This is a genomic window from Bacteroides thetaiotaomicron VPI-5482 (genome assembly GCF_000011065.1).
GTDB lineage: Bacteria > Bacteroidota > Bacteroidia > Bacteroidales > Bacteroidaceae > Bacteroides > Bacteroides thetaiotaomicron.
Genome location: NC_004663.1, coordinates 3,097,470 through 3,122,492 on the forward strand (window position 1 = coordinate 3,097,470; position 25,023 = coordinate 3,122,492).

Genomic DNA, 25,023 nt, shown 5'->3' on the forward strand with positions numbered 1-25,023 from the left:
TTCCAATATCGTTTACTCGTTATTCAAAAAAATACCTTCGTTTATCCAATTATCTATCAGTTTCAATAAGGGTTGCTCATCTTCTGACAGCATATCGGTATGGTTCATACTCGTATCACCAGCCCTGTTCAAGACCAGATGTAGAAAACTCTCTTCTGCACTGCCGGGCTTCACCAATAGTATATCACTATTCTTATGCGCCGGCTGGTTGACCAACGCATGATAGCTCTTACCCTCCGTCAGAAATAAATTACCCGATGCAGAACCGGTCTGCCCATGGCACGCTACACATCTTTTATCGAAAACCTGTGACTGGATGGAACTGAACATACCCACGTCCAGTGTTCCCACATCCATTAATATAGTATCTGTAATAGCTGCGAGTTCTTCATCTTCCATCGTCTTAAATTCGACAATACATTCGCGCAGACGACTGATAACACACAATTTGAGTGATTTCACTTCATCACTGATACCTCCCAGTGTCATAACGATATCTGTTCCGTCGGTTACATTGACTGGCAGTGATTTCGTTATAACAGCGTATTCACTTTTATCATTGAAGCCTGCCACAACGACACTATAATCATCCGTCCAATTGCTGATACCACTGAAACGACCTGTCAACTTTAGGACTCGGCCACCACGCTGCACCTCTATCTCCTTCTCATAGATTCTTCCATCATCACATGAACAGAAGCAGAGTGTCATCCAGATAGCAGCAAAGAATAATATACATTTCTTCATAACTACTCTCTTTGTTTTTTTAGAAAGTATATTGCAGCATTACTGTTGCAGAATGAGTGGCCAGACCTAAATTATCATTATCTCGGTCGAGCTGTGTATCGTGCCCCGTACGGGCAATATACTGGTACATAGCCTGGAGTTTCAGGTTACAACCCTTAAAGAAATAATTCACACCCACAGCCGGCATATTCAGAAATCCGTCATCGCTGGTACCGTTACGGTTAAAGAAGTCATAACGCAAGGCAGCCTGCAAACGGGGAGCTACAAAGTAGCCGCCCTGTACATAACCACCCAGGTAATTGTATGTCTCATTTATTTTCTGACGATCGGTGAAGCCCACATTCATATAGTATGCTTCGGCGCCCAGATACAGTTTATTCTTTAACATGGCAAATTCCACTCCCACACGGGTATCATTGGTACTTTCATTCTCACTTTCCACATTGATTGAAGCCGATACACCGAACATGATCTTATCTTCATTCAAACGGTTAGGATTACCTTGGGTGGACGGCATCACACCTTTAGGCATATAAGTAAAGCGTCCCGCATACAGTAAAGAAGGAATATGCCAATCATCACTCAGAGTTTTTGTAGCTGTATTTACAGAAGAACCGGTACCATTGAATAAACCTACTTCATAGCCAAATTTATCAGCTAACAATCCGTGAATTTCAACACCGAGGTCAAAACCGGTACCGATGTTAGGCGTTACCGCATTCAAGGAATAAGGCAGAATGATGGCGGAAGTCAATGATACTGGCAACTGCGGCAACAATGTTTCGCCCAACGTCGTCAGATAAGCATGTGAGAAAGGTGTTTTGAATTTACCGACACGCACGGCAAACTGTTTTTTAAGTTGCACATCGAACCATGCTTGTTGAAGCAATGCTCCCCCACTGGCAGCCGCATTGATAGAAAGATTAAAGGCTACTTTACCAAAAGCTTTACCAGTGAAGCCCAATACAGCATAGGGAATTGAGAAACCGGAATTAGCTACATTATCCTGATTGTATGCCTTATCCAGGCCTTCATCATCATACCAATTGAAATTTGCACAAGTCTGTACCAACAGATAGGGCTTGAATACAAAGTCTCCCTTCTTGGTTTCTATCGTAAATCCCTCTCTTCCGGCAAGTGACACTACACCGTTTTCTGTATCTTCTTCATGCTGTGCCATAGCAGCCAACGAAAGGGCAGCCATTACAACCATTAAAATTAATTTCTTCATAATTGCTTGTATAATACTTATTGGTTTTATTGTTCGTTATTTGTTTTATAATGATTTCAGAAATGCGACCAAAGCATTACGATCTTCTTTACTCATCTTTTTGAAGAGATTCTTCGATGCTTCACCTTCACCACCGTGCCACATGATAGCCTCAATATAGTTGCGGGCGCGCCCATCATGCAAGAAGTAAGTATGACCATTCACAGTTTCCTGCAATCCGATACCCCAAAGCGGAGTCGTACGCCATTCGTTGCCACGGGCCAAACCGCTTACATAGTTATCATTCAGTCCTACGCCCATAATTTCAGAGCCCATGTCATGAAGCAGGAAGTCCGAATATGGATGAATTGTCTGACTACCCAGCCAAGGAAGGCGGGTTCCGTTCAGCAGTATAGAACCACGTGGTTTTGTGTGCAAGGTGGTTACATGGCAGAGATGGCACTTCGCCTTATAAAAATTCTGCTCACCCTTGATCACTTGTTCATTATTCACATTGCGACGTGCCGGAACACTAAGGCTCTGCATGTAGAGATCTACATTCTCCATTTCTTCCGTAGATACATCCAACTGGGCATAAGAAAGTCCCATCATACTGCCTTGATTTACTTGTGCCTGTCCTTCACAGATTTCTTCGGGATAGCGGCTGTTCGTAACTCCCATATCGCTGGAGAAACCAAGTTCCACTGTCAGGTCGGCATGCTGTGCTTTATTACCGGACAAGCCTAAACTTCTCATTCCTCTCTCGGAGATATAGTTGCAACGGCCACTGATACCATATTCCGGATAATTGCTTTTAGCAGCCAAAGCTTCAATTTCAGTGGGATCGAGCGCCATCATTTGTCCCATACCTACGTGGCGCAGAGGAATACGCACCGTACAGAACAGGTCTTCGGGTTTGATGCTGTCCGCATACCATTCATAAATAGAATAATTGGGTTTGCAAAGTTCATACGTCTCACCATCAGGGAACTGGAAAGTCTCATAGGTATATTCCACTTTCAGTTTTCCCTCGGGCTTCACACCATAAATAGCCTGATCATGAAGCACACGTCCATAATCCTGAAAGAAAGCTCCATTCTTACGACTAATATAAACCAACATAGACGAAAAGCCGGAGCTACCGGAACCACCTTCGCTCCACAAAGTAGGTTGCGTACGTCCGGCATTTCGGTGACAGCTACCACAAGAATAACCGGCATAAACCGGTCCCAGTCCTCCACCTATTCCATTACTACTGGTGCGGATATCATCATACAATTTGTCACCACGGGTGAAACGTTTATCGTATGCCCCTGTTATCCAGTCAGCCGACCTGTCATAAGCATAAGAGGAAGTCAGGAAGTTGGTAGCAGTACCGGCAGAGAGGGCAAAGCCGGCAGGTACTTCTATATTATCCACATCAATTCCATCATCCTCGCAGGCAAACAATGCCAGAAGCGAAAAACAGATTGGAAATGAGTATTTTAATAAGCCATTCATTCGTTATTGAATTATTATTGCAAAATACGTAACTAACATTTATCTTTTTAACGCAGATGTTGCGGAAACAACAGAATATTCATTATCCCACTGTTTCCGCAAAATCTGATTTCTAACAAGTAAAAATCTTACTGAATGGTACGGGCTTCGCCATCTTTGAAGATCAAATATTCCAAAGTGTGGTAACCACGCAAAGCTTGTGCACCGGCAATTTTATCATCTTCTTCATCATAGTCACCATCCCAGTTCAAGTCTGAATAGTTACCGGAAGTCAGGATCTGTACGATACCATCCTGATCGAGTGGCCAGCTATCCATATTGGGGTCAAGACCTTTGTCGGCAACCGGACCAAAAAGGAATGCCTCACTGGTTTCCCACGGTGTACGAGCAGCAAGCCATGCTGTGGCGCAAGCCTTGAAGTTAGCATTGCTGGGAGAAGTACGGAATGTCTCAACAGCATCGAAAAGAGCCTGATTTCCCGCTTTCAAATCAGAGTAAGTAGGTAATACAACTACATCCACATAATTTTTTACGACTTCAGCCAACACTGTTTTATCAATACCTTCGATACAACTCTTCAAACTACCCTTGAGTACTCCCTCTAAAGTGGCACAAGCTTCCATAGCACTTACTGCTTCCGGACTATTGATATTGTTGCGGAAAGGACTCGGGATAGCCCAAATTGCTGCTGCTGCGTCATCAATCGCTTTTTTTACTTCAGTATCAAGATTAGCATTTACCGCGGCTACTGCTTTTGAGAGAGATAACTCGCTAATAGCCCCTGTACGTGTTCCGTAATAAGCATTGCGAATAGAATAGATATTGTTACGATAGTCTTCACGAGAATGCCAGCTATACCATGACTCTACAGCATACAAAGCCTTTTCTTCATTATTATGTATGAAAAGATCGTAAGGGTCACCAATTTTGGCAGTACCTACTTCATTGGCAATGTCTACACAGCCGTCAATCAACTGCTCAACACTCGTCAAAGCATCTTGATTCTTAAAGAAATCTGCATAACTTCCACCTTCGTTGTATTTAACCGCCCAGTCATCATAAAGAGCAGTAGCATCATTCACCAACAATTGTGCAACTACTCGCATGTAATTTCCCCAACTACTTGCATTCTCCGCCGTATAGTCAAGATTTTTAGCGTCTATAGTCGTAGTGTCATCATCACTACAAGCCGTAATGGAACACATCATGCCCAATGAAAGAGCCGACAAATAAAAAAACTTTTTCATATTACTTAAACATTAAATTAATTATAAATACCTATTTGAACTATCTCTTGGTAAACCAACCGACATAAGCTATACCGATAGCAAATTCATTTTCATTGTTATATTTAGTCGATCCAAATACCTTGTTCGTACCAATATGACGGGTAGTATAATCGGCCTTTACAACCAGATTCGGCAATGCAAACCAGTTAACTCCTGCCGTCCATTTGCTTACCTGACAGCGCTTCTCCATTGTAGCAGAACCTTCTGCCTCTTCCTGCGGGTTGTAGTATTCATAACGGGCATAAGGATAAATAACCGGACATTTCTTCTGCGAGAAGAAAGCACTCAGGTTAAGACCAGCCTCCAAGCCATAGCACAGGGCATTCTTAGCTACATTACGCATAGCACCGTGATAATAATTGGAGTTATTGGAAAGAGTAACCTTGCTGATCTTGGAAGAATTCTCTAAATCACCATAAATGATATTACCACGAGCGGTAACATATTTATTTTTATACTGTGCATCGGCAGAGTAAATTTTCACTGATGAGTGGCCTACACTGCTATACTTATAATTCTTATCAGCATTGGCCGTCACGTCATTACAATAGTAAAAAGCAACACCTGCACGCAACCCCGATACCCCTTTATAGTCCAGACGTGCTACATAAGCAGGTGAAGTAAAGTTATCTTGTTCAAAGAGTCCCTGCTTACCACCGGCAACCCAGTTATCGCGACCAAAACCATCAGCATTCAAGCCGGCAACAATCATTGCCTGATAATCAAAACGCGCATATCCTTTACCAAAAGAACCGAAGAATTCCAATCCTGTCTCATGCCAGGTAGAAGGAATAATTGTGGTTTCACCCTCAGGACGAGATGTTCCAAAGAAGTTGATAGGCTCATGGTGTGCATTGGTCAATCCCATAGGTACAATCAAATGACCGGCACGAATATTGAAAGCCGAATGTATCAGACGGGTAATGTGAAACTGCTCAAGAGCGACTTCTCCACCCTTTTCCATTTCTGTCTCATACTCACCGTTTTCTGAATTCTCAAGTTCAGTTTCAAGACCTACACCTCCTGCTTCAAACTCTATCTCAGCACCCAGTATCCACTTGGAATTAAACTTGTAGTCAAAAGCCAACACAAAACGAGGAATCGCAATGGTATTGCGGTGATCACTGTTATCGACCCCACCATAGAAACGATTCGTTCCGTAATTCATAAACTTTGCTACCATCTCTCCGTATCCACCGAAACGGAACTTTTCGTAGTCGTCATCTTTTGTTACCTGTTTTATTCTCTCTTTCTTTGCCGCAGTTTCAGATACCTCTTCTGTTGAGGTTACTTTTTCGGGTTCATTAGCCCGTAAAGTATTGTTAAAAAGCAAGAAACCTAAGGCGAATAAGCAAGTTAATTTTTTCATCTTTTATCTTAAATTTTGTTGGCGCAAAAGTAGAGGGAGTTAAAAAGGCGGGCAATACCCAAATATGAGTATTGTGTTATTAAAAATAATAATAAGTAGGTACTTAAACGAACACTATTTCTTTTTGTTCTTTTTTACAAAGCAGTAATTCACTAAAAAGATAGCCGCAAAGATCACAGCAATCCAGATAAAACTAATAAATATCAAATAGCGGTTATAAATGTACTCTCCCTCTTCAGGAACATGATTAAGCATACATAGCAAACAGTTACACTGAGGATTATCAGCATCATGCGAAAAGTAAGAGTACAGTAAAAAAGATAAGCTACCTGCAAAAATAATAATAATAATAGCTATTATTCCCCATCTCTTACAACCTAAAGGTCTGTCAATTGTCTTTTTATGATTCGTTAGTTTCACCATATAGTAGTTTATAGTTAGATTATACGCGCAAAGTTGCATGCTTTCAGCGACCTTGGCAATACCCAATAATTGTGATTTTTATAAAAATCTAACAAAAAACCATCATTAATGGGTATTTCAGAAAACGCGGATTCTCCCCTACTTTGCAGTCGAGAAATAAAACTTATGCAATACTCTAAAGATGACATACAAAAAGAAATTTTGAAAGCTGCCGAAAAGGTATTCCTCGAAAACGGCTTTCCGAAGGCTTCCATGCGTGAAATTGCGCAAGAAGCACAGGTAGGGTTGAGCAATATCTATAACTACTTCAAAAGTAAGGATGATATTTTCTGTACGGTGGTACGGCCTGTAATCAGTGCATTCGAAAGAATGCTGCACGAACATCACGGTCGTTATGGAGCAGATATCATGGAAATGTATTCCACCGAGAGTCTGTGCAAAAACCTTAGACGCTATATTGAATTATTGGTTCTTCGTATATTTATGGAAAGAAACTAAACAATATATCTATAAACTACATAGTAGGAGGAAACAGAAAATCAAATTCAAATGATAACTCTTGAACAATTGGTTGCTCCAGATTCTTGGGCAAGGATTATCGATTTATTTGTGGATATCTTGCCTATAGATAAACTTGGGGTTAAACATGTCAAACTTCAATCAGAAGGGAGACCACCGTATAATCCTGTAACATTACTAAAATTGTATTTATTATGGTTATAAGCACTCAATAAGGTCATCAAGAAAGTTGGAACACTCCTGTAAAATAAATGAAGAAGAAAAAGAACTTCTTGAATCTAAGATTAAATTGCAGGATTGCGAACAACACCGTTATTGGGAGTGGGAGGATATGCAAGCTGAATTATTTAAGATATAAATGAAGGAATCTAAGACTCCAATAAAGCCAAGAAGCAGGAAGTCTTTTTATAAATGAAATTAAAAATATTGTAATAACTGTGGTGGTTGCAACATCTGTGGTTCAAGGAAGTCTGACTTTAAGTTTCTTGTGCCTTATCCGTATAGAGCAGGAGCAACCATCTTCCAACATCTGTTCTTTTTACAAAAGAAATATAGATGAAAGGTGGATTTTATATTCTCCGCAAAGGCTCATCCTGCCAATCCAGGGGAATGTTCATTGACTTGCTGTCAATATTTCGGATATTAACCCAGTAACTTTTGGAAATGCTGTTTCATATCGTTGTCCAGCGATATAATGTTGATAAACCACTAAATGATGCAGATTTCATAAAATGTCCTGTGTAGTGATATCATATCGTTTATCCAAGGGAATTGCATCCTCCGGACTACCATCGGATTGATGGCGTACTGCTTGTTTTATACCCTTGTATGATGACAGCAGGAATTTCTTATAAGGATTATGACTGTCAGCCACGAAGTGAAAACGGGAACGGATAGATCATAGCACACCGTAATCTTTTTTCAATGGATTGGATTTTATATTTTCATGGATGCTAGTTACGATGCCCATTGACAACATGTCCACAAGCATCCATGCAAGAGGATAAGTATTGCTGTATTTGTTCTTGAAATGCAGAATGAAATCCTCTTCTGGAGTTATTGACCTCCTTCTCTATTAGTTCCATTGTACAACTAAACTTGTTGGGGTTGGAGAATAGGGATCTGTCGGTCATTCAGAAGATATTGCCGGTCTCTTTCGCCACGACACTATGCAGGAAAACCTCGATCTTTTTAATTGAAGATGAAAAACGGAGTTAAAACATGCAAATCTTACCGGAGATATTTGCTAATTGTCAGCGTCTTTGGTATTTTTGTCCTGAAAAAAAGCTTCTTTGAGTTGATGCAGAATAAAACAGAATATTGTAATTCGCTCGTTTCTAAAGTGTTACCTATTATCTACAAAGTGAGTGATAACTATTTTATTTTCAGTTAGATAGAGAATTGGTTGTGTTTAGCAGTGTATGAACTTAAGTCAGCAGTCAATCCTAACACTCCTTTCAGAATCACCAGTTGACTATTAAAATAACGAAGGGCCAGCTGATATTCACGATACGCTTCTTCTGTTCCTTCCTTGCTGGCGATCAGCGAAAAAAGATAAGGAGAGGCAGGATCAGTATTCATGTATTGCCTGATCAGTTTCATTGCTTCGGGCAGAAGAGTTACGGTCAGCATTCTGCCGGTCTTTCTTCGGCGATAAGTCAGGACATTCCCTTCTATATCACGCTTCTTCAAGTAAGCAAGGTCTACGAATGGAATGCCGCGAAGCATAAACATTAATAAAAAGAAGGCACGTGTACGTTGTAAGTCTCTGATTCCGGAATAAAGCTGATTCGGCAGCTTTGCCATCAATCGTTCCATATCCTCTTTGTCCAGTGCACGTTTTCTGTCAGCCCTCGTCCCTGTATAGACATAACGAAAATGATGAGGCACATAAGGAGCAAGATGTCGGTCAACCGCCCGGTTATACACTGCACGCAATGTGCGCATATAGGTGGAAACCGTATTCCAGCTACAATCTTTTCCACGCAAATACGTTTCGAAATTTTTTAGAAACTCCTGATTCACTTTCCGAAAAGGAAGATTCCCACTTCCGTGGAATGAAATGACGGCTCTCATACTACTCCTGTAAATATGGGCGGTCCCATAATTCCCACTTTCCCGCAGCCCATCGGCTACGTCTTTCATGAATGAAATTAAATTCCCCATTATTATACGAATTTAAATGATACTTAAAAGGCTGTTTTAAGAGGAAGAATATTCCCTTTCCCATGCTTCTTCCATAACACCTTTTCTTTCTATTTCCCTAAATCTTAAAAGACAAAGATAGGGATATATTTGTTCAAAATCCCAAAGTGCTATTGGACGTGTGACATTTTTGTATATATCTTAAGTTTTATATGGGGAAGGATTATCATCAATGATATGCAATAAAAAGGGACGTTCCCAGGGAAAAAGGGGAAATTAGGAACGTCCCTTGAATAGAGTTAGCGAAAAGTCCGGTCTTTCGCAAGTGCAGACCTTTCCTCTCTTCACTAAAATAAACTAAGGACTATAGTGGGGAAATCCTTAGTGGGGAAAAACGACTATCAATCGCTTCACAGAGACAGATACCCGCAAAGTAGTCGCATCCGTTACTTACGTATCGGTTGAGCAACATGATTTATTCAGCAATACAGATACTCACCCGGTTTTCTTCCGGTGTTTTGTAGGGCTGAACAGTATCACCTTTGGAATCGGCAATGATTCTATCAGGAGTTATTCCTTTTGTTTTCAGAACTTCTGCAACATTAGCTGCACGTTTTTCGGACAGTGTTTTATTGATCTTAGAATTTCCTGTATTAGCATCCGCATAGCCAGTCACTTTTACCTTGGCAGACGGATTCTTCTGCAAATATTCTACCAACATATTGATTTTAGACTTTTGGTCGTCTTGTATCTTAGCCGAGTTCAAGGCAAAAAAGATATCCTGTTTCATTGGCTGTACTACTACCTCTTTTCTAGGTTGTGGCTGCTCTACCACAGGAGCAGGTTTCGGTTGTTCCACCACGACCGGTTCCGGTTCGTAATACACAGGCGGGATTTCTTTATAACCTTTGCCAAATTTAATAGTCAAACCCACCAAAGCATTGAACTGCCAGTCGGCATTTCCCGCTTTCTTCGAATTAAACTTGTCGGAAAGAACATTGGCATTACCTTCTATATTGATAGCCAAACGGTCATTCAAGCGCAAGTTGCATCCCAGACCTAAACGCCCGGCAACAAGAAACTTTCCTTCTGTCCAAAGATAGCCCATCGGGTAACCGGCTGCGTTAATTGCAACAGCTTCGTCATTGTCGAAGCCACGGTTAAGACCCGCTCCGGCAAATATATAGCCATTGAATACACGCTTGGGATTGAAACCACAAAACAGCGTACTCAAATCAGATACTATATCCACATTACCTTGAAGATATTTATATTTATAATCCTGCCGTGGAGCAACCCAACTACCTTTAGCCTGCCATCCGCTAACGCCTACACGAGCACTCCATGCGGGAGCAAACTGATAACCGACATTCAATGCAACTGCAGGAGATATAAGATCAGTGAATTTGGCCTCACCAACGGTATGCGCAGCACCAGCTTGTACCTGCATAAACCAATGGGATTTGAATTCCGTCTTACCTTCTTCTTTAATTCTCTGTTCTTGTGCAGAGACGGCTATACTGCCAAATAGCAAAGAAAACGCTGCTATCCACAATTTCTTTTTATTCATGCTCATCTCTTTTCTTTAAATAAGATATTTATTAAAGAAGGGTACCCTCTCTTATGAAGATACCCTTCTAAAACTATTTACAAGTTAATGTTAGTTCAAATCAGCGTATGAGCCTAATCCTTCAGGAGCAGCCAATGTTCCAAGGAATCCTGTAGCCGGTACAGTATACTTAGTATCCGCTTTCTTAACGTATACAGTGATTTCTTGGGTTTGTGTAGTTGTCTGTTCCGGTTGACCCATCCATGAATTCTTTATCGTTACATCGATAATAATCGGCTGATCAACATCACCAACCAATACACCTTCATCGTTGTTCCATTTCAGCAAGCCAACTTCTTTACCATCTGTCGATTTAAGTATTGAAGCATGTCTCTGTACAATAGCATCATTCTTATCCGAAAGTTTATAAGAAACTTCTACTTTATGCATCTTGAACAGGCCTTTACCAATCTCAACCTCATTTCTTTCGAACCAAGGCTCTTCTTGACTTCCATCAAACATCATACCATTCGTTTCACCTCTCTTTATATCATACAATTTAACGAAGCGGTAGATAGGCAGATAAGCACCTTCCTTCAGGACAGTAGTATTAGCTTTGTCAACCAAATACCAAGCTGCCGCTGCATTTACCTGAGCATAAACTACAGGATTAACGAACATGATGTCAAATTCACTAGTCTTAGTAGCTGATACAATGTTATTGATCTTACGATTATTTTTCGCTGCATCTTTCGTTTCAATATACTCAACGGCACGGACACGAATCTTTTTGCCCATCCATTTCTTATCAAAGATATTCAGTACGTGCTTATTAGTAGCAATATCTGTTGTAAGAGTCATCTCGCTTGCAGGAGCTGTAGTTACTAACTCGAAGTCCCATTGACCACAACCATCCCATGAATCCATGAATCCATCTTCGATAGTAGCTTTCATCAAGAACGGTGCGCCATAGTCTCCTGAAGTCGGTTGACCATAACCAAGCATATACTCTGTTCCTTCCCACATTGACGGGTTATAAGTCCATGTATGTACAGGATCTTTCACTACCAATGTAGCAGTAATAGTGAATGCTTTGTATGTAGGTGCAGTATTCGTTGTAGAATAAGTAAACTTAATCACATAAGTACCGGCACGCAACTGGTTCTTCAATCCGAAGTATACATTGTTATTGTCAGTAATAGCAGATCCTTCGATGTTAGAATAATCGATTGTCAAATTCTTACCTGCTTCTTCAGAATCAAAGCTCCAGCCATCAAATTTAACGCCATCCTTCGTTACTTCCACAGTCGGATTACCTCCACCATAATATTCTACGAATTTAGCTTTGCTTACTTGTAATGCATTAAAGTATTGGTCGAAGTCTATCTTAAGACCTTCCACAACAGTAGCAGTCTGATATGCAGTAGCTGCTGCCAACTTCGCACCGCCACCATACAAAGCTGTACAAGCCAACGTCTGTTCTTTCAAATCTGTATTAACAAAGTCTTTAGTCTGTTGCTCTTGTTCTACAAACTCAATCTTCATCAACTTACTCATAACAAATTTGCCATCTACATACATCTTTACTTTCAAAACAGCCTGGCGCCCGATAGAAGCAGATTGTTTGTCGATTACAGAAATTTTGCTACCATCCAATTTCAGATAACGTTTTGTCTGATCAACTTCAGCATCCATATAACTCACTGCCTCATATTGGAATGTTACGTTTTCAAAACCAAGATCAGTCAATACATATTGACTTTCATCTGCGTCAAAGCCTGTGTTAGTATGGAATTCTGTTGCCAAACCTGTGAGCAATGGTTCCAAATCCAAAGGATCAGCAGTATACAAAAATTTCAAATTAACAGGAAGACTTGCTAAATAATCGTTTACCTTAGTTTCTGCCTTCTTGTACATATCAGACAACAAAGGAAGAGCCGGAGCTTTTACTGTAGGATCAGCATATTTATCTGCATCAACAGCAAAACCAATAGTAGTTTCCTCTTGTTCAACCACCATACGTTTTGTAGCAACATAATCAGATACTACATTGATATTTGCAGTCTCACCAAGTTGTTCATTCGTATTCTTAACCATGTAGGCAAGCATATTCACTTTACCAGCCTCACCGTATTTAGTAGATTCTTTCATCGGTTTGCCATCTGGATTATCATAAGCAGTACCCTGTTCAGAATCATCTTTATACATTTTGAACGCATTTGGGTTATTGGCGTTATCACCAGCAGAGGCCTTTACTATCAATCTGCCACGGTCTGTAGTAGTTACTACTTTAGCCAAAGGTAACCCAACTTCAGTAGCTCTGGTAGTTGTTGTAGCTGTTTGTTCAACAAACGATATTCCAGTATAATATTGAGGATTTACATTAGCAGGATTCAATTTATATTCATATTCCGCCCATCCATTAACCAAAGTACGATATAATGGTTGATTACTACTATTATACTCATACACAGCCGTATTCTTCGAGTTGTTATCATATGCAATAACTGGCAAGAATACAACATCTCCTAAATCCTTATTGATATTTGAAGGTACATGTACTAAAGAAGAAACAAAAGTAGCAGAGTATTTATAAACTGTAGCAGAAGTTGCTTCACCAGCTTCATTCTTCAGATTACTGAAGATATAGTAGTCACCCATATCAGCAACAGAAACAACTCCTGGGACAATCCAAGTCTTATCAGTCTTGTTTTCCGGCTTCACTTCATTCTTGTACCAGAATCCGTCTTCACCCGGAATATAGGTATCACCGTCTTTACCTGGAGTACCCGGCTCGCCCGGAGTGCCCGGTTCTCCTTTATCACCTTTAGCCTTGAACTCTGTTTTCTTACCATCTTGATACCAGTATCCGTCTTCACCAATCGTCCACTGAGTACCATCTTTTCCGGCATCACCATTTTTAATGGTAAAGCTCTTACCGTTGCTCAATGTTACTTCCACACCACCGGTAATGTTCTCAACTTTTGTGATCACAGATCCCCCTTCGATCAGCTTGTTGATTTCCGCAATAGCGTTGGCATTTTCGGTTATCTTCTGCTCTAACCGATCGATATCGTCATCGTAGTCCTTACAACCTACATATGAAAATGTGGTTAGCGCCAATGCTCCGAAAAACATCACTCTAATAAATTTTTTCTTCATAACTACTTAAAAATTACATTAATAATATATTATTAAACACTAAGTTCAAATAATATTCGCCCGTTACTTTGTAGGTAACGGGAAACAGCCTGTAGCTACTTCTGAAGAAGCGTCTAAAGGGTAGACAAGAAACATAAGTATCAAAATATATTTAACCCCTGCTTTAGAATAGCAGCAGAGGGGAGGGAAATCTTTTGCAATAATAAGAGAGCATGGTGTGTTCTTCACAAAAAATCCGCAGTTTTGTTTGGTGTATTTCCTTTTTTTAGTAGTTTATCAGAAAAAATATCTTTTTTGTTTGCATGTTTTCCAAAATATGTTCATCTTTGCAGCGTATTATCTCCCCGTTACCTACAAAGTAACAGGCTTTAATTCAAACAATTACCTACCGAGAAAGACTTCCTAAAGGAAGAGAAGACCATTACATTCGCTTCATCAATTTTCTTATTCTTGAAAGGTTTCAGATAAGTCTCTGTGACAGTGATAGATGAATGTCCCATCGCTTCTGAAATGACACCGGGGTGCACCTCACAATAATAAGCCATCGTAGCCCATGTGTGACGCGCTGTATATGAACTCAGATCCGTAGTCAGTCCCAGCACTTGTTTCAGAATCATCAGCTGATAATTAAAGTTGCGCAATGCCAACTGGTATTCCTTATATGCCTCCTCCGTTCCTTCCTTGCTGGAAATCAACGAAAAGAGATAAGGAAAAGCAGGATCGGTATTCATATGCTGTTTGATCAATTTCACCGCTTCCGGCAAAAGAGTCACAGTCAGCATTCTGCCTGTTTTCCTCCGACGATAAGTAAGGACATTTCCGTCTATATCATGTTTTTTCAGATAAGCAAGATCGACGAAAGGCATACCACGCAGCAAAAACATTAATATGAAAAAACCACGAGCACGCTGCAATTCCCTGTTTCCCGAGTGCAGCTGTTTCGGAATATCTTTCATAAGACGTTCCATATCCTCTTTTTCCAATGCACGCTTTTTATCAGCACGTGTCCCCGTATAGACATACCGGAAATGATGCGGTACATAAGGTGCAATGCGTCGGTCTACTGCTCGATTGTACACAGCTCTCAGCGTACGCATATAAGTAGAAACCGTATTCCAGCTACAATTTCTTCCACGCAGATACGCTTCAAAACTTTTCAAAAACTCCGGAGTCACTTTTCGGAAAGGCAGATTCCCGCTTTCATTGAATGCAAGGATTGCACTCATGCTACTCCTGTAAATATGGGCGGTCCCATAATTCCCACTTTCCCGTAGCCCGTCGGCTACCTTCTTCATAAATGAAATTAAATTCCCCATTTTTTACTGTTTAAAATGATCAATAAAGGCTGCTGCAAAAGAGAAGTGAACCCTTCTCCACATTCCCCGGCAGTGCCTTTTTTCCTATTCCCAATCATAAAGATACAAATCTATTGCCACATTTGTTTGATGTAACCCCAAAAACATTCGATACCAGCTCACAGCCGATCATTTTCTCCAAAACATTTGGCTATCTGATAAATAATTCGTTACTTTGCACCGCTTTCGCGCAATCGCTGTCAAGAGAAGAGATACTTGGTATGTTGCGTTGTAACGATAAAACAATTTAATAATAGCAACAATGGATTTAATTAAAATTGCAGAAGAAGCATTTGCTACCGGTAAACAGCACCCGAGCTTCAAAGCAGGAGACACTGTAACAGTAGCATATCGTATCATCGAGGGTAACAAAGAACGTGTACAGTTGTACCGTGGTGTTGTTATCAAAATCGCCGGTCACGGAGACAAGAAACGTTTTACTGTACGTAAAATGTCAGGTACTGTAGGTGTAGAAAGAATTTTCCCAATCGAATCACCGGCTATCGATAGCATCGAAGTGAACAAGGTAGGTAAAGTTCGTCGCGCTAAATTGTATTACCTGCGCGCTCTTACTGGTAAGAAAGCTAGAATCAAAGAAAAAAGAGTTAACAACTAAGCTGAACTCTGAGATTCGAAATAAAAAAGAGGAAGTTCCGGTAACGGGATTTCCTCTTTTTTATTTCAAGTCTTTCTCTTCCATACTTTTGTCATAACGAGCGTTTGAACATAGTGACACCATCCTACTGGTATAGTGTTACCATACCTACCGGATACTGACAGTATGTGATCAGGATAGTGTCATCATCGCAAAAGTCTATATTGTTCGATTGGCAACAATAGAGAAAGCGGAATTCAATGTCCCATTTTTAAGATTTACATTATTAATAAACAGAGAAAAATCTGTGTTTCAGACAAATTATTGCATAAAATCACCTATAAATATGCAATATACAACTGTTTTTCTGCATAAAACCAAAGCAATATGCAAGTTTTCAAAGGATTAAAAAGTGGTTTTGGTTTTAAAGGAACGAGGCGTTGGTTTTAAAGGAACGGAAGCTTCCTTTAAAACCAAGTTCATCTTACTTGCTATACATTGCAATTTTATCTATTTCCAAGGGATTTTATTTCTATTTCATCTCATATCCCCAACAGTCTACAAATATCATATCATCCAACAAACAATTACATCACCGAACAAAAAGACAAAAGATCATCGACAAAACGAACAAAACAATAGTCAAACAGAATTTTCACAAACATATCAAGAATCCTAAAAACAAAATCTATCGCGTATTCATAGAGTTATTGGAGTTGAAGAAGTTTTATTGAAATCCTAAATGCATAAAATGTCCTGATAATAATTTTCCAACCTTTGCTTTCTGAAATGATCACTCTTTCATAATTTCATCTATCTCCTGCTGAATTTCATCCAATTTGCGCTGCATCATGTGATACTGTTTATATCCCTCCCTAAATGAAAAAATAAGACTAACACAAAAAATTATAATATTGCTATTTCCTGCCAATTGCAGTTCAATAAAGAGCCAACACAAAAGTATAATAATAAATGGAATACTAAATTTACGCCAAATGGAATAACGGGATTTTATTTCCATCAACTTTCGAGCTACCACCAGTAAATCCTCACTCATTAAATCATTTGTTCGTAATCGTTTATGCGTAAAATAGCCGTGCATAACTGCTATAAACAGGAACAAACAAAACACACTACAAAACCACCATGATATTCCCAAATAAGGACATGCCCAAATATAAAACGGAATAAGTAATAATGCCAATGAATTCATAATCCCTACATACCGATTCATTCCCGACACCTTATTTTTAATAACCTTACGTAACAACTTCTCATTAACAACGACCTCCGCATCCAACTTGCTGTTAAGAATAGCTATCTGTTCTTTCATTTGTTTAAGTTCAATCGTATCTATATATTCTTCCATACCCATATATTTTCTAGTTGTTAGACATTTTTTTTAATTCTTCTTTAATTCTAAATAAGCGAACGGAAACATTCTTCACAGAAATTCCTACAATAGCTGCAATTTCCTCATAACTGAAATTCTCAAGCCATAATAGCACTATCGCCCTATCGAAATGTTTCAGGCGACTAATTCTGTTATACAACATCTTTATCTGTGTTGTATCTTCGTCCCTATCTTCAAACAGATCAATCCCCATAATCAGAGGTACAGAAACAATCTTCTTTTTCCTGTCTGATGAAATGCAAGTATTGAGACTTACACGCCATATCCATGTTCCTATATTACTTTCTCCTTTGAATGTATCGAAACCTTTCCAAAGATTAACTAACACGTCCTGAAAAAGATCGTTCACTTCCCGGGAGTCTTTAGAGAACATAAAACATACAGTGTAAATTGTATTTTTATATTGCTTCACAACTTGCTCAAACTCTATTTCCAATTTTTTCATCTTATTTTGATTAATCGTCTATACATTAGACGCAATATAACGCAAAAAACTACAGAATATCCAGTTTTATTTCCTGTAGATACAACTTTTGAGAAACAACACATACAAAAAATCCCCGGAAACTCAACGCCCCCGGGGATCCAATTACCTTTATTATTAAAAAAATGATATTATTCTTTCAGATCTTTCAATTCCCAAGCCAAAGCACTGGCACCCAGTACAGCAGCATCAGAATCTTTCAGTTCGGAAACAAGCAATTTAGTCTTGCCTTTGTAGATATTCAGGATATTGTCATCGATTGCTTTCTGAATCGGCTTCATAATATAATCACCCGACTTAGCCAAACCACCGAACAATACAATTGCTTCAGGGCTGGAGAATGCAATAGCGTCTGCCAAAGCCTCACCTAAAATATTACCTGTAAATTCGAAGATTTCCTGTGCCAGTTTATCACCTTGTACAGCTGCATCATATACATCTTTTGAAGTGATGTTTTCAGCAGGAATATTACGAAGCAAGCTTGCATCAGTACGAGCAGCCAGGAATTCACGAGCAGTACGAGCTACACCGGTAGCCGAACAGTAAGTTTCCAGACAACCTTTACGACCGCAACCACAAACACGACCGTCACGACGTGCAATTACGTGGCCCAATTCTCCGGCAAAACCGTCATGGCCATAAACCATCTGACCGTTGATAACGATACCGCTACCTACACCTGTACCCAGAGTGATCATAATAAAATCTTTCATACCACGGGCAGCGCCGTAAGTCATTTCACCGATAGCAGCAGCATTAGCATCATTGGTCAAAGCAGTAGGAATACCCAGTCTTTCTTCAAACATAGCAGCCAACGGAAGAATTCCTTTCCAAGGCAAGTTCGGAGCAAATTCAATAGTTCCGGTATAATAGTTACCATTAGGAGCACCGACACCGATACCTCTGATCTTATCTACACCACCATTAGCAATGATCAACGGAAGCAAGTTTTTGCATACTTCGTCAGCATATTCTGCAGCAGTCGGATAGCCGGCTGTTTTAATCGAGCTACTGGCAATAATAGTTCCGCGTGCGTCTACAATCCCAAAGACGGTGTTTGTTCCGCCTATGTCAATACCTACTACGTAGGGTTTCTCCATGTTTGAATTCATGATACTTTATTTAAAAGGGTTAGTTAATTATAAAGTTTACTGCACACAAATTACGTAAAGAAGATTGAGTCTACAAAATGTTTTTTCAAAAAAGTTCACTCTGTTTGCAACTTTTCGTATCTTTCATGCGTCTAATAGTGAAAAATAAAAAGAAAAAAGAAACTTAATAAGGGAAATTGTGATAAAACTAACAGACATTAACAAGACCTACAACAACGGAGCACCTCTCCATGTACTCAAGGGCATCAATCTCGACATTCAGCGAGGTGAGTTCGTTTCCATCATGGGAGCTTCGGGTTCAGGCAAATCTACTTTACTAAACATATTAGGAATACTCGATAACTACGATACGGGGGATTATTATCTGAACAACGTACTTATCAAAGACTTGAGCGAAACGAAAGCCGCCGAGTATCGAAACCGTATGATCGGATTTATCTTCCAGTCATTCAACCTGATATCATTCAAGGACGCCGTAGAAAACGTGGCACTGCCCCTGTTTTATCAAGGTGTAAGCCGCAAAAAGCGAAATGCACTCGCTCTGGAATATCTCGACCGGCTGGGACTAAAGGAGTGGGCACACCACATGCCAAATGAGATGAGTGGCGGTCAGAAACAACGTGTAGCCATCGCCCGCGCATTAATCACCCAGCCGCAGATCATCCTTGCCGACGAACCGACAGGTGCTCTGGACAGCAAAACTTCCGTAGAAGTAATGCAGATATTGAAAGACTTGCATCGAATGGGAATGACCATCGTCGTCGTAACCCACGAAAGCGGTGTTGCCAACCAAACGGACAAGATCATCCATATCAAAGATGGTATTATCGAACGGATTGAAGAGAACCTCGACCACGACGCCTCTCCATTCGGCCAAAACGGAATTATGAAATAAGTAATAGGTAATAAGTATTAAGTATTAATTCCATGCGGTCACAGCGCAGCCTAATACTTAATACCTATTACTTATTACCTATTACTTATTACCTATTACTTATAACTTATTACTTAAAATATGATTGATATTTGGCAAGAAATATATAGTACCATCAAACGCAATAAGTTGAGGACTTTTCTCACCGGATTTGCCGTCGCATGGGGAATATTTATGCTCATCGTCCTGCTGGGTGCCGGCAACGGGCTGATTCACGCATTCGAACAGTCGGCTTCGGAACGGGCCATGAACTCCATCAAAATTTTTCCGGGATGGACCAGTAAATCATACGACGGTCTGAAGGAAGGAAGGCGGATACGACTGGATAACAAAGACTTGAATACGACCAATAAAAATTTTCCGGATCATGTCATCAAGGCCGGAGCAACCGTATATCAGGGAGGTGTGAACCTTAGCTTCGGACCGGAATATGTCAACCTGAATCTTTCCGGAGTATATCCCAACCATACGGAAGTGGAAGTAGTAAAGCTTTTCAAGGGACGTTTCATTAACGAAATCGACATTAAAGAACGACGGAAAGTAATTGTACTCCACAAAAAGACTGCCGAAATCCTGTTCGACAAAACACATACTGACCCCATCGGACAATTCGTGAATGCGGGCAATGTTGTCTATCAGGTAGTAGGACTGTACAATGACAAAGGTGACAGCGGAGACAGCGATGCTTATCTTCCGTTCACAACCCTGCAAACGATTTATAATAAAGGAGACAAGCTGAATAACCTCATCATGACCACCAAGAATTTGGAAACAATAGAATCTAACGAGGAATTCGAAGCCCACTACCGTAAAGTGATCGGCGCCAACCAGCGTTTTGACCCGACCGATCATAGCGCCATCTGGATATGGAACCGTTTCACCAATTATCTGCAGCAACAGCAAGGATCGGCGATGCTTCGTATTGCCATTTGGGTGATTGGCATTTTCACCTTATTAAGCGGAATTGTCGGAGTTTCGAACATTATGCTGATTACCGTTAAAGAGCGTACCCGAGAATTTGGCATCCGCAAAGCGCTCGGAGCCAAACCACTTTCTATCCTTTGGCTGATTATCGTAGAGAGCGTCACGATTACCACCATATTCGGATATATAGGTATGGTTGCAGGTATTGGAGCCACTGAATGGATGAACAATGCCTTCGGCAACCAGACTATGGACAACGGTATATGGTCCGAAACGGTATTCCTGAATCCAACGGTCGACATAGGAATCGCCATCCAAGCTACACTCACATTAGTAATAGCCGGAACATTAGCCGGATTGTTCCCTGCCCGCAAAGCAGTCAGCATCCGACCGATCGAAGCACTTAGAGCCGATTAAAGATTATGAGAATAGACATAGATACTTGTGAGGAAATCCTCATCACCATCACAAGAAATAAAACGAGAAGCCTGCTAACGGCATTCGGCGTATTCTGGGGAATCTTCATGCTCGTGGCGCTTATCGGCGGCGGACAGGGATTGCAGGATATGATGCAAAAGAACTTTGAGGGATTTGCCACCAACTCCGGCTTCCTTGCCGCCCAAAAAACGGGAGAAGCCTACAAAGGATTTCGTAAAGGACGCTGGTGGGATCTGGAAGCCATCGACATCGAACGCCTCCGCTCGCAGGTAAAGGATGTGGAAGTCATCACCCCTTCCGTTGCCCGTTGGGGATCCAACGCTATTTATGGAGACAAGGAATACGATTGTAGTGTGAAAGGATTATATCCCGACTATCTCCATATCGAATCACAAGAAATGGCATACGGGCGTTTTATCAACGACGTAGATATCCGTGAAGCGCGTAAGGTCTGCGTTATTGGCAAGCGTGTTTACGAAAGCCTGTTCAAACCGGGAGAAGACCCGTGTGGCAAATATGTACGGGTAGACGGCATCTACTATCAAGTCATCGGCATGTCTTCTTCCGAAGGAGATATGAACATACAGGGCCGTGCCTCCGAGGCTGTTACCCTTCCATTCACCACCATGCAGCAGACTTATAATCTGGGCGGACAAATTGATGTAATCTGCTTCACCGTCAAACGGGGCGTAAAGGTTTCCGATGTACAACCCCAAATGGAAGAAATCATCAAGGCAGCACACTATATTGCTCCTAATGACAAGCAGGCGCTTATGTATCTGAACGCTGAGGCTATGTTTTCCATGGTAGACAACTTATTCACCGGTATCCATATTCTGATCTGGATGGTAGGTTTGGGTACCTTGCTGGCAGGCGCCATTGGTGTATCGAATATCATGATGGTGACAGTGAAAGAACGCACTACAGAAATCGGCATACGCCGTGCCATCGGTGCACGCCCCAAAGACATCCTGCAGCAAATCTTATCTGAAAGCATGGTCTTGACAACCATCGCCGGCATGTTCGGAATTTCTTTCGCTGTCATGGTGCTGCAACTGGTTGAGATGGGAGCGAACTCCAACGGAGGAGATGCTCATTTCCAGGTCAGCTTCGGATTAGCAGTCGGAACCTGTGCCCTGCTGATCGCATTAGGTATGTTGGCAGGACTGGCACCTGCTTACCGTGCGATGGCTATCAAACCGATTGAAGCGATCAGAGATGAGTAGAAGTGGAAAGTTGAGAGTTAAATGAAGAATTAAAAATTAAACATATATATTCAAGATGAAAAAGTATCTGAAAATCACATTATTGGTAATTATTGCCATAATCCTTGTCGGAACGTTCGTATTTCTTTATCAGAAATCCAAGCCTAAAGTGATCGTATATGAAACACTGGCAGCAGAAGTCACGGACCTTGAAAAGACTACAGTAGCCACCGGAAAGGTAGAGCCGAGAGATGAAATTTTAATCAAGCCTCAGATTTCCGGTATTGTAGACGAGGTATTCAAAGAAGCGGGACAGAGCGTAAAAAAAGGGGAAGTGATCGCGAAAGTCAAAGTAATTCCCGAACTCGGACAACTGAACTCCGCAGAAAGTCGTGTCCGCCTGGCAGAGATCAATGCAAAGCAGGCCGAAACAGACTTTACCCGTATCAAGAAGTTATATGAAGATCAGCTTATCAGTCGTGAAGATTACGAAAAAGGAGAAGTAGCGGTAAAGCAGGCACGGGAAGAGAATCAGACTGCCAAAGATAATCTGGAAATTATAAAAGAAGGAATCACTAAAAACAGTGCTTCATTCAGTAGCACCATGATCCGCTCTACTATTGACGGATTAATTCTGGACGTACCAGTGAAAGCCGGTAACTCCGTAATCATGAGTAATACATTCAACGACGGTACTACCATTGCTACGGTAGCAAACATGAACGATCTGATTTTCAGGGGAAATATTGACGAAACCGAAGTGGGTCGCATCCATGAGGGAATGCCGATTAAACTGACGATCGGAGCTTTACAGAATCTGACTTTTGATGCTATTCTCGAATATATTTCACCGAAAGGAGTAGAAACCAACGGAGCCAATCAATTTGAAATCAAAGCTGCTATCACAGTTCCGGATACCGTGCAGATTCGTTCCGGCTATTCCGCCAATGCAGAGATTGTGCTCCAGCGTGCCAGCAAAGTACTGGCAGTACCCGAAAGTACGATTGAGTTCAGCGGTGACTCTACGTTTGTATATATCATGACGGACTCCGTACCACAACAGAAATTCGAACGTACACAAGTGACTACCGGAATGAGTGACGGTATCAAGATTGAGATAAAAAAAGGTGTAACCGCTCAGACCAAGTTACGCGGTGCTGAGAAAAAAGATAAATAACTGACATCCAATGAAAGTAATCAATAAAATGATGGCAATCATCCTGTTGAGCGGAACCGGTATCGGTTCTGTTCAAGCACAGGATACCACTCCGCAGACATGGACTTTACGGCAATGCATCGACTATGCCATCGAGCATAACATCGACATCCGCCAGACAGCCAATGAAGCCGAACAAAATAAGATTAGTGTAAACACCGCTAAATGGGCACGTCTGCCGAACTTAAATGGTGGTATCAGCCAGGGGTGGAGCTGGGGACGTACAGCTTCTCCGAAAGATAATTCATATAGTGATACTAACAGTTCCAGTACGGGAGTGAACTTAAGTACTAATGTACCTCTCTTCACAGGCTTACAATTATCCAATCAATATTCCCTTGCCAAGCTCAATTTACAGGCTGCTATCGAGGACCTGAATAAAGCCAAAGAGGATATTGCAATCAATGTTACCTCTGCCTATCTGCAAGTGCTTTTCAATCTGGAATTGAACAAGGTAGCACAAAATCAGGTTGAGTTAAGCAAAGATCAGCTGAAACGTATCAAAGGACTGCATGATGTCGGCAAGGCTTCACCGGCGGAGGTAGCTGAAGCGCAGGCACGTGTAGCACAGGATGAGATGACAGCCGTACAGGCAGACAATACATATAAATTGTCATTATTAAGTCTCAGCCAGTTATTAGAACTGCCTACACCGGAAGGTTTCGTTCTTGAGAATCCAAAAGAAGAACTGAAATTTGAACCTCTAACAGCTCCGGATGACATTTATATCCAGGCGATTGCCTATAAGCCCGGCATCAAGGCAGCAGAATATCGCTTACAAGGTAGTTTAAAAAACATTCGTATCGCTCAAAGTGAATTCTACCCCCAACTTTCTTTCAGTGCAGGGCTAGGAAGCAGCTACTATACACTCAACGGTGAAGCAGAATCCGGTTTTGCCCGTCAATTAAAAAATAACCTGAGCAAATCTATTTCTTTCAACCTGAGCGTTCCGATCTTCAACCGTTTTAGCACTCGTAATCGGGTACGCACTGCCCGCCTACAACAGTCAAACCTTGCTTTGCAGCTGGATAACGCCAAGAAAGTACTTTATAAAGAAATCCAGCAAGCCTGGTATAATGCAGTAGCTGCAGAAAGTAAATATACCTCCAGCGAAGTTGCAGTGAAAGCCAACGAAGAATCTTTTCGGTTGATGAGCGAAAAATTCAATAACGGTAAAGCTACTTTTGTGGAATACAATGAAGCGAAACTAAACCTGACCAAAGCACTGTCGGATAAACTGCAAGCTAAATACGATTATCTATTCCGTACTAAAATACTGGATTTCTACAAAGGAGAAATCATAGAATAGAACAGATTTCCAGCTATTTATCAAAATCCTTAAAAATAGAATACATCGGAAACGTATTCTATTTTTAAGGATTTACTCATGTTTTCAAACTTCCCCAAAAGCACTTGTTATTTATGTAAGAGAT

The 25,023-nt window shown here is 40.9% G+C and carries 20 protein-coding genes and 2 pseudogenes; 8 read left to right on the forward strand and 14 right to left on the reverse strand.

What is annotated here, in order from left to right; all coding sequences use genetic code 11:
* Window positions 1-12: 12 nt before the first annotated feature.
* The 6 genes from BT_RS12535 to BT_RS12560 all read right to left on the reverse strand — a co-directional run bounded on the left by BT_RS12535 (window position 13) and on the right by BT_RS12560 (window position 6,604).
* The gene (locus BT_RS12535) at window positions 13-747 is read right to left on the reverse strand and encodes a hypothetical protein (protein ID WP_005680413.1); all 735 of its coding nucleotides are present in this window, start codon (window positions 745-747) and stop codon (window positions 13-15) included.
* Window positions 748-766: 19 nt separating this feature from the next.
* Window positions 767-1,978 (reverse strand): OprO/OprP family phosphate-selective porin, encoded by a 1,212-nt coding sequence (locus BT_RS12540; protein WP_007748002.1) that lies wholly within the window; start codon window positions 1,976-1,978, stop codon window positions 767-769.
* A 45-nt stretch (window positions 1,979-2,023) separates the two neighbouring features.
* The gene (locus BT_RS12545; RefSeq protein ID WP_005680411.1) at window positions 2,024-3,457 is read right to left on the reverse strand and encodes a di-heme oxidoredictase family protein; all 1,434 of its coding nucleotides are present in this window, start codon (window positions 3,455-3,457) and stop codon (window positions 2,024-2,026) included.
* 128 nt (window positions 3,458-3,585) lie between these two features.
* Window positions 3,586-4,704: an imelysin family protein gene (locus BT_RS12550; protein ID WP_005680409.1), complete on the reverse strand. Its 1,119-nt coding sequence runs from the start codon at window positions 4,702-4,704 to the stop codon at window positions 3,586-3,588.
* A 40-nt stretch (window positions 4,705-4,744) separates the two neighbouring features.
* Window positions 4,745-6,115, reverse strand: coding sequence for a hypothetical protein (locus tag BT_RS12555; protein ID WP_011108309.1), 1,371 nt, complete (start codon window positions 6,113-6,115; stop codon window positions 4,745-4,747).
* A gap of 114 nt (window positions 6,116-6,229) precedes the next feature.
* Complete coding sequence (locus BT_RS12560; RefSeq protein WP_008765144.1) at window positions 6,230-6,604, reverse strand: hypothetical protein; 375 nt, start codon at window positions 6,602-6,604, stop codon at window positions 6,230-6,232.
* Between the two features lie 99 nt (window positions 6,605-6,703).
* On the opposite strand from BT_RS12560, the gene BT_RS12565 reads away from it, so the two are divergent.
* The gene (locus tag BT_RS12565) at window positions 6,704-7,036 is read left to right on the forward strand and encodes a TetR/AcrR family transcriptional regulator (RefSeq protein ID WP_224200485.1); all 333 of its coding nucleotides are present in this window, start codon (window positions 6,704-6,706) and stop codon (window positions 7,034-7,036) included.
* A gap of 51 nt (window positions 7,037-7,087) precedes the next feature.
* Window positions 7,088-7,261, forward strand: coding sequence for a hypothetical protein (locus BT_RS24655; protein WP_005680404.1), 174 nt, complete (start codon window positions 7,088-7,090; stop codon window positions 7,259-7,261).
* A gap of 612 nt (window positions 7,262-7,873) precedes the next feature.
* Here the strand turns inward: BT_RS24655 and BT_RS25020 are convergent.
* The 5 genes and pseudogenes from BT_RS25020 to BT_RS12595 form a co-directional block, all read right to left on the reverse strand.
* Window positions 7,874-8,048 (reverse strand): annotated as a pseudogene (locus BT_RS25020) (Abi family protein).
* Window positions 8,049-8,464: 416 nt separating this feature from the next.
* Window positions 8,465-9,223 (reverse strand): annotated as a pseudogene (locus BT_RS12580) (tyrosine-type recombinase/integrase); the annotation flags it as partial.
* A 454-nt stretch (window positions 9,224-9,677) separates the two neighbouring features.
* A complete protein-coding gene (locus tag BT_RS12585) occupies window positions 9,678-10,772 on the reverse strand; it encodes an OmpA family protein (RefSeq protein WP_008765146.1) in 1,095 nt (364 codons plus the stop codon).
* 90 nt (window positions 10,773-10,862) lie between these two features.
* A complete protein-coding gene (locus BT_RS12590; protein WP_008765147.1) occupies window positions 10,863-13,913 on the reverse strand; it encodes a PL29 family lyase N-terminal domain-containing protein in 3,051 nt (1,016 codons plus the stop codon).
* 368 nt (window positions 13,914-14,281) lie between these two features.
* Complete coding sequence (locus BT_RS12595) at window positions 14,282-15,229, reverse strand: tyrosine-type recombinase/integrase (protein WP_008765148.1); 948 nt, start codon at window positions 15,227-15,229, stop codon at window positions 14,282-14,284.
* 301 nt (window positions 15,230-15,530) lie between these two features.
* On the opposite strand from BT_RS12595, the gene rplS reads away from it, so the two are divergent.
* On the forward strand, window positions 15,531-15,884 hold the full coding sequence (gene rplS / locus BT_RS12600; RefSeq protein ID WP_005675578.1) for a 50S ribosomal protein L19: 354 nt from the start codon (window positions 15,531-15,533) through the stop codon (window positions 15,882-15,884).
* A 772-nt stretch (window positions 15,885-16,656) separates the two neighbouring features.
* On the opposite strand, the gene BT_RS12605 is transcribed toward rplS, so the two are convergent.
* From BT_RS12605 to BT_RS12615, 3 genes are all read right to left on the reverse strand, one after another.
* Complete coding sequence (locus tag BT_RS12605; protein ID WP_008763625.1) at window positions 16,657-17,238, reverse strand: hypothetical protein; 582 nt, start codon at window positions 17,236-17,238, stop codon at window positions 16,657-16,659.
* Window positions 17,239-17,245: 7 nt separating this feature from the next.
* Complete coding sequence (locus BT_RS12610; protein WP_008763624.1) at window positions 17,246-17,722, reverse strand: RNA polymerase sigma factor; 477 nt, start codon at window positions 17,720-17,722, stop codon at window positions 17,246-17,248.
* 170 nt (window positions 17,723-17,892) lie between these two features.
* Window positions 17,893-18,873, reverse strand: a complete 981-nt coding sequence (locus BT_RS12615) for an ROK family protein (protein WP_008763623.1) — start codon at window positions 18,871-18,873, stop codon at window positions 17,893-17,895.
* Between the two features lie 178 nt (window positions 18,874-19,051).
* On the opposite strand from BT_RS12615, the gene BT_RS12620 reads away from it, so the two are divergent.
* The 5 genes from BT_RS12620 to BT_RS12640 all read left to right on the forward strand — a co-directional run bounded on the left by BT_RS12620 (window position 19,052) and on the right by BT_RS12640 (window position 24,899).
* A complete protein-coding gene (locus BT_RS12620; protein ID WP_008765150.1) occupies window positions 19,052-19,768 on the forward strand; it encodes an ABC transporter ATP-binding protein in 717 nt (238 codons plus the stop codon).
* A 120-nt stretch (window positions 19,769-19,888) separates the two neighbouring features.
* Window positions 19,889-21,148 (forward strand): ABC transporter permease, encoded by a 1,260-nt coding sequence (locus BT_RS12625; protein ID WP_008763621.1) that lies wholly within the window; start codon window positions 19,889-19,891, stop codon window positions 21,146-21,148.
* A 5-nt stretch (window positions 21,149-21,153) separates the two neighbouring features.
* On the forward strand, window positions 21,154-22,395 hold the full coding sequence (locus BT_RS12630; protein ID WP_011108314.1) for an ABC transporter permease: 1,242 nt from the start codon (window positions 21,154-21,156) through the stop codon (window positions 22,393-22,395).
* A 55-nt stretch (window positions 22,396-22,450) separates the two neighbouring features.
* On the forward strand, window positions 22,451-23,551 hold the full coding sequence (locus BT_RS12635) for an efflux RND transporter periplasmic adaptor subunit (RefSeq protein ID WP_008763619.1): 1,101 nt from the start codon (window positions 22,451-22,453) through the stop codon (window positions 23,549-23,551).
* 10 nt (window positions 23,552-23,561) lie between these two features.
* Window positions 23,562-24,899, forward strand: a complete 1,338-nt coding sequence (locus tag BT_RS12640) for a TolC family protein (protein WP_011108315.1) — start codon at window positions 23,562-23,564, stop codon at window positions 24,897-24,899.
* The last annotated feature ends 124 nt before the right edge of the window (window positions 24,900-25,023 follow it).

What these genes read in the sequence shown, in the direction of transcription:
- BT_RS12535 (WP_005680413.1), bottom strand. Translation starts at nt 747, where the DNA reads ATGAAGAAATGTATATTATTCTTTGCTGCTATCTGGATGACACTCTGC.
- BT_RS12540 (WP_007748002.1), bottom strand. Translation starts at nt 1,978, where the DNA reads ATGAAGAAATTAATTTTAATGGTTGTAATGGCTGCCCTTTCGTTGGCT.
- BT_RS12545 (WP_005680411.1), bottom strand. Translation starts at nt 3,457, where the DNA reads ATGAATGGCTTATTAAAATACTCATTTCCAATCTGTTTTTCGCTTCTG.
- BT_RS12550 (WP_005680409.1), bottom strand. Translation starts at nt 4,704, where the DNA reads ATGAAAAAGTTTTTTTATTTGTCGGCTCTTTCATTGGGCATGATGTGT.
- BT_RS12555 (WP_011108309.1), bottom strand. Translation starts at nt 6,115, where the DNA reads ATGAAAAAATTAACTTGCTTATTCGCCTTAGGTTTCTTGCTTTTTAAC.
- BT_RS12565 (WP_224200485.1), top strand. Translation starts at nt 6,704, where the DNA reads ATGCAATACTCTAAAGATGACATACAAAAAGAAATTTTGAAAGCTGCC.
- BT_RS24655 (WP_005680404.1), top strand. Translation starts at nt 7,088, where the DNA reads ATGATAACTCTTGAACAATTGGTTGCTCCAGATTCTTGGGCAAGGATT.
- BT_RS12585 (WP_008765146.1), bottom strand. Translation starts at nt 10,772, where the DNA reads ATGAATAAAAAGAAATTGTGGATAGCAGCGTTTTCTTTGCTATTTGGC.
- BT_RS12590 (WP_008765147.1), bottom strand. Translation starts at nt 13,913, where the DNA reads ATGAAGAAAAAATTTATTAGAGTGATGTTTTTCGGAGCATTGGCGCTA.
- BT_RS12595 (WP_008765148.1), bottom strand. Translation starts at nt 15,229, where the DNA reads ATGGGGAATTTAATTTCATTTATGAAGAAGGTAGCCGACGGGCTACGG.
- rplS (WP_005675578.1), top strand. Translation starts at nt 15,531, where the DNA reads ATGGATTTAATTAAAATTGCAGAAGAAGCATTTGCTACCGGTAAACAG.
- BT_RS12605 (WP_008763625.1), bottom strand. Translation starts at nt 17,238, where the DNA reads ATGGGTATGGAAGAATATATAGATACGATTGAACTTAAACAAATGAAA.
- BT_RS12610 (WP_008763624.1), bottom strand. Translation starts at nt 17,722, where the DNA reads ATGAAAAAATTGGAAATAGAGTTTGAGCAAGTTGTGAAGCAATATAAA.
- BT_RS12615 (WP_008763623.1), bottom strand. Translation starts at nt 18,873, where the DNA reads ATGAATTCAAACATGGAGAAACCCTACGTAGTAGGTATTGACATAGGC.
- BT_RS12625 (WP_008763621.1), top strand. Translation starts at nt 19,889, where the DNA reads ATGATTGATATTTGGCAAGAAATATATAGTACCATCAAACGCAATAAG.
- BT_RS12630 (WP_011108314.1), top strand. Translation starts at nt 21,154, where the DNA reads ATGAGAATAGACATAGATACTTGTGAGGAAATCCTCATCACCATCACA.
- BT_RS12635 (WP_008763619.1), top strand. Translation starts at nt 22,451, where the DNA reads ATGAAAAAGTATCTGAAAATCACATTATTGGTAATTATTGCCATAATC.
- BT_RS12640 (WP_011108315.1), top strand. Translation starts at nt 23,562, where the DNA reads ATGAAAGTAATCAATAAAATGATGGCAATCATCCTGTTGAGCGGAACC.